This is a genomic window from Pseudomonas sp. NPDC086566, assembly GCF_050280885.1.
Taxonomy (GTDB): domain Bacteria; phylum Pseudomonadota; class Gammaproteobacteria; order Pseudomonadales; family Pseudomonadaceae; genus Aquipseudomonas; species Aquipseudomonas vlassakiae.
In genome coordinates, this window is record NZ_JBNNWD010000012.1 from 82,660 (window position 1) to 95,679 (window position 13,020).

A 13,020-nucleotide genomic window follows, 5' to 3' on the forward strand; every position below is an offset into this window, starting at 1 on the left:
CACCATGGCCAACAATGACCGCCTGCTGATCCAGATCCTGCTGCTGACGCTGTTGGGTGCCGCGCTGTGGGTCATGGCGCCGTTCATATCCGCGTTGCTGTGGGGCGCCATCCTGGCCTTCGCCAGCTGGCCACTGATGCGCTTGCTGACGCGTGTGCTGGGCGGGCGTGAAACCCTGGCCGCCAGCCTGCTGACCACGGCCTGGATCCTGATCGTGGCCTTGCCGCTGGTGTGGCTGGGCTTCAACCTGGCCGACCACATCCGCGACGCCACTGCCTTTGTGCGTGATGTGCAGGTCGATGGCTTGCCTGATGCACCTGACTGGCTGGGCGGCATTCCCTTCGTCGGTGAGCGCCTGGTCAGTTGGTGGCAATCCCTTGATCAGCAAGGCGCGGCCCTGCTGGCGTCGCTCAAGCCTTACCTGGGCCAGGTCGGCAACTGGTTGCTGGCGCGCAGTGCACAGATCGGCAGCGGTGTGCTGGAGTTGACTCTTAGCCTGGTATTCGTGTTCTTCTTCTACCGCGACGGGCCACGCCTGTCCGCCTTCGTGCTGCGGCTGCTGAACCGGCTGGTGGGCGAGCGGGCCGATTACTACCTGGAACTGGTGGCAGGCACCGTGCAACGGGTGGTCAACGGCGTGATCGGCACGGCGGCGGCCCAAGCCCTGCTGGCGCTGATCGGCTTCCTGATCGCCGGGGTACCCGGGGCGATCGTGCTGGGCCTGGTAACCTTCATGCTCAGCCTGATCCCGATGGGGCCACCACTGGCGTGGATCCCGGCGACCGGCTGGCTGGTGTGGAAGGGCGAGTACGGCATGGCCGTGTTCCTGGGGATCTGGGGCACCTTCGTCATCAGCGGCGTGGACAACGTGCTCAAACCGTACCTCATCAGCCGCGGCGGCAACCTGCCGCTGGTGATCGTGTTGCTCGGCGTGTTCGGCGGGTTGATCGCCTTTGGCTTCATCGGCCTGTTCATCGGGCCGACCCTGCTGGCGGTCGGCTACAGCCTGCTGCTGGACTGGAGCCGTAACTCAGCGCAAGCCCCACAATAACTTGTGCTTTGATTTTTACGCATTCTTTATTCCCATTCCCACCCCCGGATCTCGCCCCTTTACACCCCTCCCTCGGACAATTCCCTCAAAGCGGCCCAGGCCGCACCACGGGGGAGTCCCACTCATGTACATGCTCGACGGGTTGTCACTGCTGCTGGCAGTGGCCTTGGCGGTTTACCTGCTGGTAGCGCTGCTGCGCGCCGATCGCAGCTAGGGAGCGGCCATGCACAGTTACGATTACCTTTTGCTGCTGGCCTTCTTCGCCATCGTGCTGCTGCCGGCACCCTGGCTCGGACGCTTCTACTACAAGGTCATGGAAGGCCAGCGCACCTGGCTGACCCCCGTGCTAGGGCCGGTGGAACGTGGCTGTTACCGCCTGGCCGGCGTGGGCGCCGACCAGGAGCAGAACTGGAAGCAGTACACCCTGGCTCTGCTGGCCTTCAACCTGGCCGGATTCCTGCTGCTGTTCAGCGTGCTCCTGTTGCAAGGCTACCTGCCACTCAACCCGCAGCACCTGCCCGGCCAGGAGTGGTCGCTGGCCTTCAACACGGCGGTGAGCTTCGTCACCAACACCAACTGGCAGGCCTACAGCGGTGAGGCTTCGGTCAGCTACCTGAGCCAGATGCTCGGCCTGACCGTGCAGAACTTCGTCAGTGCCGCCACTGGCCTGGCCGTGCTGGTCGCGCTGTGCCGTGGCATCGCCCGGCGTTCCACCACCCAGCTGGGCAACTTCTGGGTCGACATGACCCGCGCCACCCTCTACGGCCTGCTGCCGCTGTGCCTGCTGCTGGCGCTGCTGCTGGTGTGGCAGGGCGTGCCGCAGACCTTCGCCGACTATGCCCACGCCGTGACCCTGCAAGGCGCTGACCAGACCATCCCTCTGGGCCCGGCCGCCAGCCAGATTGCCATCAAGCAACTGGGTACCAACGGTGGCGGCTTCTTCGGCGTCAACTCGGCGCATCCGTTCGAAAACCCGACGGCCTGGAGCAACCTCTTCGAGTTGGCCTCGATCATCCTGATCCCGGTGGCGCTGGTGTTCACCTTCGGCCACTACGTCAAGGACCTGCGTCAGAGCCGCGCCATCATCGCCTGCATGCTTGGCCTGTTCCTGCTCGGCGGCGCCACGGCGCTGTGGTCGGAATACCAGCCGAACCCGGCGCTGGAGAGCGCCCAGGTGCAGCAGAGCGCGCCCATGGAGGGCAAGGAAAGCCGTTTCGGCACCACCGGCTCGGTGCTGTGGACGGTGACCACCACCGCGGCCTCCAATGGCTCGGTCAACGCCATGCACGACAGCCTCAACCCGCTGACCGGCATGGTCGCAATGGTCAACATGATGGTCGGTGAAGTGATCTTCGGCGGTGTCGGCGCCGGGCTCTACGGCATGCTGCTGTTCGTGCTGATCGCCGTGTTCCTGGCCGGGTTGATGATCGGCCGTACGCCCGAATACCTGGGCAAGAAACTGCAGGCGCGAGAAGTGCAATTGCTGGTGGCGACCTTGCTGGTGATGCCGGTCGGTGTGCTGGTGCTCGCGGCCATCGCCGCCAGCCTGCCAGGGCCTGCCAGTGCGGTCAGCAACCCAGGCGCCCATGGCTTCAGCCAGCTGCTTTACGCCTATACCTCGGCCACCGCCAACAACGGCTCGGCGTTCGCCGGGTTTGGCGCCAACACCGTGTTCCACAACGTGATGATCGGCCTGGCCATGCTGATCGGCCGCTTCGGCTACATCCTGCCGATCCTGGCCCTGGCCGGCAGCCTGGCGGCGAAGAAGAGCGCGCCGCAGGGCAGCAACAGCTTCCCCACCCACGGCCCGCTGTTCGCCTGTCTGTTGCTGGTGACCATCCTGCTGGTCGGTGGCCTGACCTTCCTGCCGACCCTGGCCCTCGGGCCGATCGCCGAACAACTGAGCCTGGGTTTCTGAGGAATCATCCATGAACATGCCCATTCCTGAAGTGAAAGCCTCACACAGCGCCAAGGATCAGACCCGTTTCGCGGCCCTGTGGCGCCCGGCGCTGGTACAGGCCTTCGTCAAGCTCGACCCGCGCCAGTTGAAGCGGGCACCGGTGATGCTGGTGGTCGCCCTGACGGCCATCCTCACCACCGCACTGTGTTTCGCGCCTGGCAATGGTGTCAGCAGCGGCGTTGCCGCGCAGATTGCCCTGTGGCTGTGGTTCACCGTGCTGTTCGCCAACTTCGCCGAAGCCCTTGCCGAAGGCCGTGGCAAGGCCCGCGCCGACAGCCTCAAGGCGGGTAGCCAGGGGCTGACGGCGCAGCGCCGCAAGCGCGATGGCAGTTTCGAAAGCGTTGCCGCCACGGCACTGCGCAAGGACGATGTGGTGCGGGTGGTGGCTGGCGAGATGATCCCTGGCGACGGTGAGGTGCTTGAAGGCATCGCGGCGGTCAACGAAGCGGCCATCACCGGCGAATCCGCCCCGGTCATCCGCGAATCCGGCGGCGACCGCTCGGCCGTGACCGGTAACACCCGGCTGGTCTCCGACTGGCTGCTGATCCGCATCACCAGCAACCCCGGCGAGTCGACCCTGGACCGCATGATTGCCCTGGTCGAAGGCGCCAAACGGCAGAAGACCCCCAACGAAATCGCCCTCGACATCCTGCTGATCGGCCTGACCCTGATCTTCCTGATCGTGGTGGTGACCCTGCAACCGTTCGCCCATTTTGCGGGCGGCAGCCTGCCGCTGATCTTTCTCGCTGCGCTGCTGGTGACGCTGATCCCCACGACCATCGGCGGCCTGCTCTCGGCCATCGGCATCGCCGGTATGGACCGCCTGGTGCGCCTGAATGTGATCGCCCGCTCCGGCCGCGCGGTGGAGGCGGCCGGCGACGTGCACACGCTGATGCTCGACAAGACCGGCACCATCACCTTCGGCAACCGCCGCTGCAGCGCCCTGCATGCGGCCCCGGGCGTGACCGCCAAGGAATTGGGGGAGGGGGCCTTGCTCGCTTCGCTGGCCGACGACACGGCCGAAGGCAAGTCGATCGTGGAGTACCTGCGCCAGTTGCACGACTTCGTCGAGCCGTCTGCCGGGCAGTATCAGGCCATCGCCTTCAGCGCCGAGACCCGCCTGTCGGGTATCGACTTCCAGCAGCGCCGCTACCGCAAGGGTGCCGTCGATGCCGTGTTGGCCTTCGTCGGCATGCAGCGCCTGGACTTGCCTGCCGCGCTGGCCCGTGAAGTGGAGCGCATCGCCCAGAGCGGTGGCACCCCGCTGCTGGTGTGCCTGGACAAACGCCTGCTCGGCGTGATCCACCTCAAGGACGTGGTCAAGCCGGGCATCCGCGAACGTTTCGCCGAGCTGCGCAAGCTGGGCATCCGCACCGTGATGGTGACCGGTGACAACCCGCTGACCGCCGCCGCCATCGCGGCCGAGGCCGGGGTGGACGATGTGCTCGCCGAAGCCACGCCGGAGAAGAAGCTGGCCCGTATCCGCCAGGAGCAGAACGATGGCCGCCTGGTGGCGATGTGCGGCGACGGCGCCAACGACGCCCCGGCGCTGGCCCAGGCCGATGTCGGCATGGCCATGAACGATGGCACCCAGGCCGCGCGCGAGGCGGCCAACATGGTCGACCTGGACAGCGACCCGACCAAGCTGCTGGACGTGGTGCAGGTGGGCAAGGAGCTGCTGGTGACCCGTGGTGCGCTGACCACCTTCTCCATCGCCAACGACGTGGCCAAGTACTTCGCCATCCTGCCGGCGCTGTTCGCCGCCATCTATCCGCAGCTTGGCGTGCTCAACCTGATGCACCTGGCCAGCCCGCAGAGCGCGATTCTCTCGGCGATCGTGTTCAACGCGCTGATCATCATCGTGCTGATCCCGCTGGCCCTGCGCGGCGTGCGCGTGCAGGCGGCGAGCGCGGCGCACCTGTTGCGGCGCAACCTGCTGATCTACGGCCTGGGCGGCATCCTCGTGCCGTTTGCCGGGATCAAGCTGATCGACCTGCTGCTCACTGCCCTGCACCTGGTCTGAGGAGGCCATCATGAATCGTTATGTACGCCCGGCGCTGAGCCTGATCCTGCTGATGACCGTGGTCACCGGCGCGCTTTACCCGCTGGCGGTGACCGGGGTTGCCCAGCTGGCGTTCCCCGAGCAGGCCAATGGCAGCCTGGTGCGCGATGAGCGCGGACAGGTACGTGGTTCGGCCTTGATCGCCCAGGATTTCCAGGGTGATGGCTGGTTCCATTCACGGCCTTCGGCGGGTGCTTTTGCTACCGTGTCCAGTAGCGCGAGCAACCTGGCGCCGAGCAACCCGGCCTTGGCCGAGCGGGTCAAGGGTGATGCCGCAGCGCAATACCAGGCGCAACTGGGGCCGGTGCCCCAGGCGTTGCTGACCACCTCGGGCAGCGGTCTGGACCCGCACTTGCCACCGGAAGCGGTGGCCTACCAGATTCCTCGGGTAGCGGCGGCGCGGCAGGTGCCGGTGGAGCGCTTGCAAGCCTTGCTGGAAGAGGCCACCCTCCACCCATTGATCGGGCCACCGGTGGTCAATGTGCTGGCCCTGAACCAGGCACTTGATCGCCTCTAATGGGGCTGGGTTGCGGGCCTCATCGCGAGCTTTGCTCGCTCCTACGGGGCTATGCGTTCGTCCGTAGGAGCGAGCAAAGCTCGCGATGAGGCCAGAGAAGTAAGTGCAAATCAAAGGACGAAACATGAGTGACTCCACCCGCGCAGACGCGCTGTTGGCCACCCTCCCGCGCAGCGGTCGCGGCCGGCTGAAGGTCTTTCTTGGCGCCGCCCCGGGCGTGGGCAAGACCTTCGCCATGCTCCAGGCCGCCCACGCCCAGCAACGCCAGGGTGTGCAGGTACTGGCCGGGGTGGTCGAAACCCACGGCCGCGCCGAAACCGAAGCGCTGCTCGGCGGCCTGCTCCAGCAACCCCTGCTGCGCAGCGAATACCGTGGCGTCACCCTCGAGGAAATGGACCTCGACGGCTTGCTCAAGGCTGCCCCGACCTTGGCCCTGGTCGACGAACTGGCCCACACCAACGCCCCCGGCAGCCGCCACGCCAAGCGCTGGCAGGACGTGCAGGAGTTGCTGGCCGCCGGTATCGACGTGTACACCACGGTCAATGTCCAGCACCTGGAAAGCCTCAACGACAAGGTCCGCGGCATTACCGGCGTACAGGTGCGTGAAACCCTGCCGGACTGGGTGCTGCAGGAAGCCTTCGAACTGGTGCTGATCGACCTGCCGCCACGCGAACTGCTCGAGCGCCTGCGCGAGGGCAAGGTGTACGTGCCGGAGCAGGCTCGGGCCGCCATCGATGCGTACTTTTCGCAAACCAACCTCACCGCCCTGCGCGAGTTGGCCATGCAGACTGCCGCCGCCCAGGTCGACGCCGACCTGGCCCACGGTTACCGCCTGCGCGGCGAAGCGGCGCCTGCCTTGCGCGGGCGCCTGCTGGTGGGCGTGGATGGTGATGAGCAGGCCGAGCGCCTGGTGCGCCACGCCAGCCGTGTTGCCCAGCGCCGCCACCTGCCGTGGAGCCTGGTGCACGTCGACAACGGCCGGCTGCGTGACGAATCCGCCCGTCAGCGCCTGCAGGCGGCCCAGCAACTGGCCGAGCGGCTGGGCGGCGAGGTGGTGCTGCTGCGTGCCGGCGAAGTGGCCCGGACCTTGATCCAGCACGCCGCCGAGCGCCGCGCCAGCCTGGTGCTGGTCGGGCAATCCCGTGACCGGTTGCGGCGGCGCCTGTTCGGAGCCGGCGTCGCCGCCCGGCTGCTGCGTGAAAGCCACGGCCTGGAGATCAACATACTCGACCGCGACAGTCAGGCACGGCCGGCACGTGCAGTGGTCAGCCGGGTGTGGGTGTGGCGCCACTACCTGCTGGCGCTGCTCGCCACGATGCTGGCAGCGGGCCTCGCCTGGGGCGTGTCGAGCGCGCTGGCGCTGCCCAACATCTCGCTGGTGTTCCTTGCCGCCGTACTGCTGGTGGCGGTGCGCAGCAGCCTGGGCCCGTCGCTGGCCTGTGCGGCGCTGTCGTTCCTGACCTACGACTTCCTGTTCATCCCGCCGAATTTCTCATTCGCCATCCAGCGTGAGGAAGACGTGCTGACGCTGGTGTTCTTCCTGCTCATGGCGGCCCTCACCGGCAACCTCGCGGCCCGCCAGCGCAGCCAGCTGCAGGCCCTGCGCGAAACCCAGGCGCAGACCAACCAGCTGCTCGACCTGTCGCGCCGGCTGACCGTGGCCACCGACCGCCAGGCGGTGTTCAACGCTGCCGGTCGCCACCTCAATGGCTGGAAAGAGGTGCAGGTCTGCCTGCTGGAGCGCAACAGCGAAGGCCTGCTGCAGGTGGCGAGTGGCGAAGCCCAGGCGTTGAGCGACAACGAGCGTGCCGCCGCCGAATGGGCCTGGCAGCACGGCCAGGCAGCAGGCCACGGCAGCGATACCTTGCCCAATGGCCGCTGGTGGTGGTGGCCGTTGGCGGTTGACGACCAGCCACTGGCCCTGCTCGGTGTACGCCCGCGCTCAGGCGAGCCACTGAGTGCCCAGCGCCGGCGCCTGTTGATGGCCCTCGGCCAACCCCTGGCCCAGGCCCTGGCCCGTGCGCGGCTGGCCGAACAGCTCGAAGCCGCCCGCCTGCACGGCGAAACCGAGCAGTTGCGCAGCGCCTTGCTGGCCTCGGTGTCGCACGACCTGCGTACCCCGCTGACCGCCATGCGCGGCAGCATCGACAGCCTGCTGGCGCTGGGCGAGGCGATCCCCGTCGAAGACCGCCGCGAGCTGCTCGAAGGCACGCGTAACGAAGCGGAACGCCTGGACCGCTACATTCAGAACCTGCTGGACATGACCCGCCTCGGCCACGGCGGCCTCAAGCTTGCCCGCGACTGGGTGGCCCCGGCCGACATAGTAGGCAGCGCCCTCAACCGCCTGCGCGCGGTACTGGCGCCTTTGCAGGTGCATACCGAGGTGCCCGGCGAGCTGCCACTGCTGTTCGTGCATGCGGCGTTGATCGAGCAGGCGCTGATCAACGTGCTGGAAAACGCCGCACGCTTCTCGCCCGCACAAGGCCGGCTGGACCTGCAGGTCTCGGTACAGGATGAGCAACTGCACTTTGCCGTCAGCGATCAAGGCCCCGGCATCCCGCTGGCCGAACGCGAAAAGATCTTCGACATGTTCTACACCGCTGCCCGTGGCGATCGCGGCGGGCAGGGCACCGGCCTGGGGCTGGCGATCTGCCAGGGCATGATCGGTGCTCACGGCGGGCAGATCCTGGTCGGTGAAGGCATCGATGGCCACGGCACCTGCATCACTCTATGCTTGCCGCTGCCCCAGCAACCCGAAGCCGAAAGCGAAACCCCATGAGCCAGCCCGCCACCCTGTTGGTCATTGACGATGAACCTCAGATCCGCAAGTTCCTGCGCATCAGCCTCACTTCCCAAGGCTACAAGGTGATCGAAGCCGCCACCGGCAGCGAAGGCCTGGCCCAGGCCGCGCTGGCCAAGCCCGACCTGGTGGTGCTCGACCTGGGCCTGCCCGACATGGACGGCCAGCAGGTGCTGCGCGAGTTGCGCGAGTGGAGCGCGGTGCCGGTGCTGGTGCTGTCGGTGCGGGCCAGTGAGGTGCAGAAGGTCGATGCGCTGGATGGCGGCGCCAATGACTACGTGACCAAGCCTTTCGGCATCCAGGAGTTTCTCGCCCGGGTAAGGGCGCTGTTGCGCCAGGTGCCGCAGTCCGGTGGTAGCGAAGTGACGGCAAGCTTCGGGCCGCTGGTGGTGGATTTCGCCTTTCGCAAAGTCACCCTGGCGGGGGTGGAGATCGCGCTGACGCGCAAGGAGTATGCCCTGCTGGCGCAGTTGGCAGGGCATCCGGGGCGGGTGATTACCCAGCAGCAATTGCTCAAGGACATCTGGGGGCCGACCCATGTCGACGACACCCATTACCTGCGAATCGTGGTGGGGCATTTAAGGCAGAAGCTTGGCGATGACCCAACGGCGCCGCGGTTCATCATTACCGAGGCGGGGGTGGGGTATCGGCTGGTGGCACCTCAGCACTGAGGTGATCCCTGTGGGAGCGCGCTGTTTCAGGCCCTGGGGGGTTCTTTGTCGAACAGCTGGCGCATGACTTCCAGGTAGCGCCTGGCCCCCAGCCCCAACGGCCGTGGCTTCAGCCAGATGATGTCTACCCACAGCCGCAACCGGCTGGCCATGTTGTCAAAGCGCACCTCGGCCAGCGCACCTGAGGCAATCAGGGGCTCCACCAGCGGCTGCGGCAGGTAGGCCCAGCCCAGGCCGGACTGCACCAGGTCGAGCGTTGCCAGGTAGCTGTCGGTCAACCAGATGCGCCGCGACAGCACCATGCGCGGGTCCGAACCGGTGGCCTTGCCGGAGGCCACGATGATCTGCCGTTGTTCGGCAAACGCTTCCTCAGGCAGCGGCGTGCCACTGTTGCTGCCAGCCGGATGACGCGGGGACGCGACGGCCACCAGCAGCTGGCTCCCCGCTTCAAGAAAAGACTCGCGCTCATCGATCCCCGGGCGTTCGAACACCAGCGCCAGTTGCACGCTGCCTTCGTGCAGCAAGCGCACTGCCTCGGTCTGGGTCGCCGAGCGCACTTCGATCTCCAGGCTGGGAAATTCCTTCGCCAGGGTTTCCAGCGGCTGGCTCCAGCGGCCGGTCTGCAGCTCTGGGGCCATGGCGATGCTCAGGCGCTTTTCCAGCCCCTGGTGCAGTTGCAGGGCCTGGGCGTCGAGCAGGTTGAGCTGGCAGATCACCTGCCGCGCCTGGGGCTCCAGGGCCAGGGCGGCGCTGGTCGGCAAGGCCTTGCGGGTGGCGCGGTCGAACAGGGCCAGGTCCAGTTCGGCCTCCAGTTGCGCGATGGCCATGCTCACGGCCGACGGCACACGCCCCAGCTTGCGGGCGGCGGCAGAGAACGAACCCGCTTCCAGCACCGCGAGGAAAATTGCCAGGGAGTCGCTGCTGAAGGCCATGTCCGCAAACCTGAGGAAGAGGCCGGAAAGTATGACCACTCGCCGGCCCGGTTGATAGCCCTTACAGGCCCTCGCCAAGCACCCGGTCAATGCTGTCGACGAAGTAGTCGACACTGGCCCGGGTGGTGCACATCGGCGGCTTGATCTTGAGGATGTTCAGGTAGTCGCCGGTTGGCTGCATGAAGATCCCCAGCTCACGCAAGCGGTCGCACAGCAGCATGGTTTCCTCGGTGGCCGGCTCCAGGGTTGCACGGTCGCGCACCAGCTCCAGCCCCAGGTAGAAGCCCGAACCATGCGCCGCGCCAGCCAGCGGGTGTTTGTCGACCAGTGCCTGCAGGCGCGCCTTGAAATAGCGCCCGGTGTCGCGGGCGTTGTCCCACAGGCCTTCCTCCTGCATCACGTCCAGCACCGCCATGCCGATGCGGCAGCTGACCGGGCTGCCACCGGCCGAGGAGAAGAAGTAACCCTCGGCCTCCAGGGCCTCGGCGATCTCACGGCGGGTGATCACTACCCCCAGCGGCTGGCCGTTGCCCATGCCTTTGGCCATGGTGATGATGTCGGGCACCACGCCCTGTTCCTCGAAGCCCCAGAAGTACTCGCCCAGGCGGCCATAACCGACCTGCACTTCGTCGGCGATGCACACGCCACCGCGGGCGCGGATCTTGGCATACGCCTCGCGCAGGTAACCGGCCGGCAGCGAAATACCCCCGGCGTTGCCGTACACCGGCTCGCAGATGATGCCGGCCAGTTGGCGCCCACGGGCATCGAGGTCGGCCAGCTTGGTGTCGACGTCGCGCAGGTAGTCGGCGGCCGTGTCGGCACCGCGGAAGCGGCCGCGGAAGGTGTTCGGAGCCTCTACCGGGTGCACCCAGTCCGGGCGGGTTTCCAGGGCCTGCGGGTTGTCGGCGATGGAGGTGGAAATGGCATCGGTGGCCACCGACCAGCCGTGGTAGGCCTCCAGCACGCTGAGCAGGTCGCGGCCACCGCTGTAGGCCCAGGCCAGGCGGATCGCCAGGTCGTTGGCCTCGGTGCCGCTGTTGACCATGAACACCCGGTCGAAGCCTTCGGGCGCGAGGGCGAGCAGGCGCTCGGAAAACTCGGTGATGGCGGCGTAATGGAAGCGTGAGTTGGTATTGAGCAGCGACCACTGGCGCGCCGATTCGGCGACCATGCGCGGGTGGCCGTGGCCCAGCACGGCGACGTTGTTGAGCATGTCCAGGTATGACCGGCCCTGCAGGTCGATCAGGTAGTTGCGCCAGCCACGTTCGATCTGCGGCGGTTGCGCGTAGTAGTGCTTCTGCGAGCGGGCGAAGCTGGCGTCGCGACGGGCCAGCAGGGCCTGGGGGTCGGGCAACGGTTCGGCATCGCAATCGAAGCCCAGCAGCGCGGCAGGCGACGGGCACAGGGCCAGCCAGGCGGCAGCCTGGGACGGTGTGGCGAAGAATGGCGGCTGGATGCGGGTGTCCAGGCACAGCTGGACACTAAGGTAGCCGCAGCTGCTGCCCAAGGATTGCCCTTTTGCCAACGCCTGGCCATCGGCCGGGGCATCTTCCAGGCCTTGCAGCCACAAGGCCCAGTGTGGCGTGCGCAGGCAGCCGCGGCCGTCGCCGTCGCCGTGCCAGATGCCCGCCTCGGGCGCCTGAACCGCACAGCCATTGGGCACATGCAGCTCTACGCCCAGCGCGCAGGTGGCCGGTTCTTCGGGGCGATCGATATGGGTCTGTGACAGCCGGTACTGGCCATGCAGGCTGCAAGCCGGCGCCGGTTGCGCGCTCAGCAGGTGCTGGTCGAAGCCCGGCTGTTCCCAGTTGCCGGCTTCGCAATGTGCGCTGAGCACGCCCAGGTCGAGGCGCTTGACCGCCAGCCCGGCCAGCTCGGGCAGCAGCGGCGCACAGCCCGTCAGCTCGGCTGCGTCGGCTGGCAGGCCGGCCGCCTGGAGAATGGCCGCCTCCATCAAGGCGAATGGCACGGCCGTAGCCGTATCGAAGATTTCCCATTCATGGGCGACGTTGTCACGGGTGTATTGGTTGTCCGGGTCAACGGCCAGTTGCTGCGCGCTGCTCAGCACCAGCACCGCCGCACGGTTGAGTACCAACGGCCACAGCGCACGCAGCTCTGCTTCGGTCAGCGGGTTGAGGGCCTGGTAGGCGCTGACTGCCGGCAGGATACGCAGCGGGTCGCCTTCGGCATGGTGCAGCAGCGCAGCGCAGGTCACCGAGAGGTCGGCGATGCGCCAGGTGCGCGACAGGTCGCCGAAGTCGATGACACCTTGCAGTTGCCATTGGCGCTGGTCGTCGCGGGCCCAGACGGTGTTGTCGTCGGTGATGTCCAGGTGCACGGCCTGGGTTGGCAGCCGCTCTGCCAAGGGCGCGAGGCGCTCGCTGGCCAGGCGCGTGGCCTGTTCGATGCGGGCGCGTTGCGTGGCGTCCTGCAGCACCGGCAGCAGGTGCGTGATCAGCGCCTGGGCATGCTGCGGGTCCCATTGCAGGGTCCGCAGCAGGCCTGGATGGTCGAAGTGGATCAAGGCGGCGTCGAGCCGTGCGCACAGCCTGCCCAGTTCAGCCATCAGGCGCGGTGGCATGTGCTTGAGGCGGGTCACTGGCTGGCCGTCAATGTAGTCGAGCAAGCGTACACGCAGGGGTTGCCCGTCGATGGTCACTGCCAGCAAGGTGCCGCCATTTTGTGCCGCCCGCACGGCGGGCACCGGCACACCCTGCTCGCGCAGGTAGGCGAGGGCGGCGTGCTGCGCCTGCAATTCAACCTCGGCGTAGCTGCCATGGCAGGCCTTGAACACGAACCGCCCTTGCGCCGCGTCCACGCGCACGTTCAGGTCCTGCTGGCTGCCCAGCGGCGTCAAGTCGCCATCCAGGCCGTAATGCGTCTCCAACAGTGCATGCGCCTGAGCTTCGCTGAGCGCAGGGCTGGGCAGGGCGGAGCGCTGGATCAGCGTGTCGAGGGCAGGGGAGGCGGGGTTTTGTTGTGGGCTGGACATGAGCTCTACCGTTGTTGCCGGGGTTGACGGGAGAG

General features: G+C 67.1%; 9 protein-coding genes. 7 read left to right on the forward strand and 2 right to left on the reverse strand.

All coding sequences use genetic code 11. The features are described 5' to 3' along the window. Positions 1-4: 4 nt before the first annotated feature. The 7 genes from ACQKPS_RS24380 to ACQKPS_RS24410 all read left to right on the forward strand — a co-directional run bounded on the left by ACQKPS_RS24380 (position 5) and on the right by ACQKPS_RS24410 (position 9,061). Positions 5-1,051, forward strand: coding sequence for an AI-2E family transporter (locus ACQKPS_RS24380; protein WP_427605762.1), 1,047 nt, complete (start codon positions 5-7; stop codon positions 1,049-1,051). A gap of 124 nt (positions 1,052-1,175) precedes the next feature. Then, a complete protein-coding gene (kdpF, locus tag ACQKPS_RS24385; protein ID WP_033696222.1) occupies positions 1,176-1,265 on the forward strand; it encodes a K(+)-transporting ATPase subunit F in 90 nt (29 codons plus the stop codon). A gap of 9 nt (positions 1,266-1,274) precedes the next feature. Continuing rightward, positions 1,275-2,969, forward strand: a complete 1,695-nt coding sequence (kdpA, locus tag ACQKPS_RS24390; RefSeq protein WP_427605763.1) for a potassium-transporting ATPase subunit KdpA — start codon at positions 1,275-1,277, stop codon at positions 2,967-2,969. Positions 2,970-2,979: 10 nt separating this feature from the next. Continuing rightward, a complete protein-coding gene (gene kdpB / locus ACQKPS_RS24395) occupies positions 2,980-5,034 on the forward strand; it encodes a potassium-transporting ATPase subunit KdpB (RefSeq protein ID WP_427605764.1) in 2,055 nt (684 codons plus the stop codon). Between the two features lie 10 nt (positions 5,035-5,044). Next, positions 5,045-5,590: a potassium-transporting ATPase subunit KdpC gene (gene kdpC, locus ACQKPS_RS24400; RefSeq protein WP_283725625.1), complete on the forward strand. Its 546-nt coding sequence runs from the start codon at positions 5,045-5,047 to the stop codon at positions 5,588-5,590. A gap of 124 nt (positions 5,591-5,714) precedes the next feature. Next, positions 5,715-8,369 carry a DUF4118 domain-containing protein gene (locus ACQKPS_RS24405; protein WP_427605765.1) on the forward strand — a complete coding sequence of 885 codons (2,655 nt, stop codon included), beginning with the start codon at positions 5,715-5,717 and terminating at the stop codon, positions 8,367-8,369. Then, the gene (locus ACQKPS_RS24410) at positions 8,366-9,061 is read left to right on the forward strand and encodes a response regulator (protein WP_427605766.1); all 696 of its coding nucleotides are present in this window, start codon (positions 8,366-8,368) and stop codon (positions 9,059-9,061) included. The genes ACQKPS_RS24405 and ACQKPS_RS24410 overlap by 4 nt, the downstream gene beginning before the upstream one ends. Positions 9,062-9,087: 26 nt before the next feature. Here ACQKPS_RS24410 and ACQKPS_RS24415 read toward each other — a convergent pair whose 3' ends face one another. Beyond that, positions 9,088-9,993: a LysR family transcriptional regulator gene (locus tag ACQKPS_RS24415; protein WP_254484635.1), complete on the reverse strand. Its 906-nt coding sequence runs from the start codon at positions 9,991-9,993 to the stop codon at positions 9,088-9,090. Positions 9,994-10,054: 61 nt separating this feature from the next. Then, entirely contained in the window at positions 10,055-12,985 is a 2,931-nt protein-coding gene (locus ACQKPS_RS24420) for an aminotransferase (RefSeq protein ID WP_427605767.1), read from the reverse strand. Between the last annotated feature and the right edge of the window lie 35 nt (positions 12,986-13,020).

What these genes read in the sequence shown, in the direction of transcription:
- ACQKPS_RS24380 (WP_427605762.1), top strand. Translation starts at nt 5, where the DNA reads ATGGCCAACAATGACCGCCTGCTGATCCAGATCCTGCTGCTGACGCTG.
- kdpF (WP_033696222.1), top strand. Translation starts at nt 1,176, where the DNA reads ATGTACATGCTCGACGGGTTGTCACTGCTGCTGGCAGTGGCCTTGGCG.
- kdpA (WP_427605763.1), top strand. Translation starts at nt 1,275, where the DNA reads ATGCACAGTTACGATTACCTTTTGCTGCTGGCCTTCTTCGCCATCGTG.
- kdpB (WP_427605764.1), top strand. Translation starts at nt 2,980, where the DNA reads ATGAACATGCCCATTCCTGAAGTGAAAGCCTCACACAGCGCCAAGGAT.
- kdpC (WP_283725625.1), top strand. Translation starts at nt 5,045, where the DNA reads ATGAATCGTTATGTACGCCCGGCGCTGAGCCTGATCCTGCTGATGACC.
- ACQKPS_RS24405 (WP_427605765.1), top strand. Translation starts at nt 5,715, where the DNA reads ATGAGTGACTCCACCCGCGCAGACGCGCTGTTGGCCACCCTCCCGCGC.
- ACQKPS_RS24410 (WP_427605766.1), top strand. Translation starts at nt 8,366, where the DNA reads ATGAGCCAGCCCGCCACCCTGTTGGTCATTGACGATGAACCTCAGATC.
- ACQKPS_RS24415 (WP_254484635.1), bottom strand. Translation starts at nt 9,993, where the DNA reads ATGGCCTTCAGCAGCGACTCCCTGGCAATTTTCCTCGCGGTGCTGGAA.
- ACQKPS_RS24420 (WP_427605767.1), bottom strand. Translation starts at nt 12,985, where the DNA reads ATGTCCAGCCCACAACAAAACCCCGCCTCCCCTGCCCTCGACACGCTG.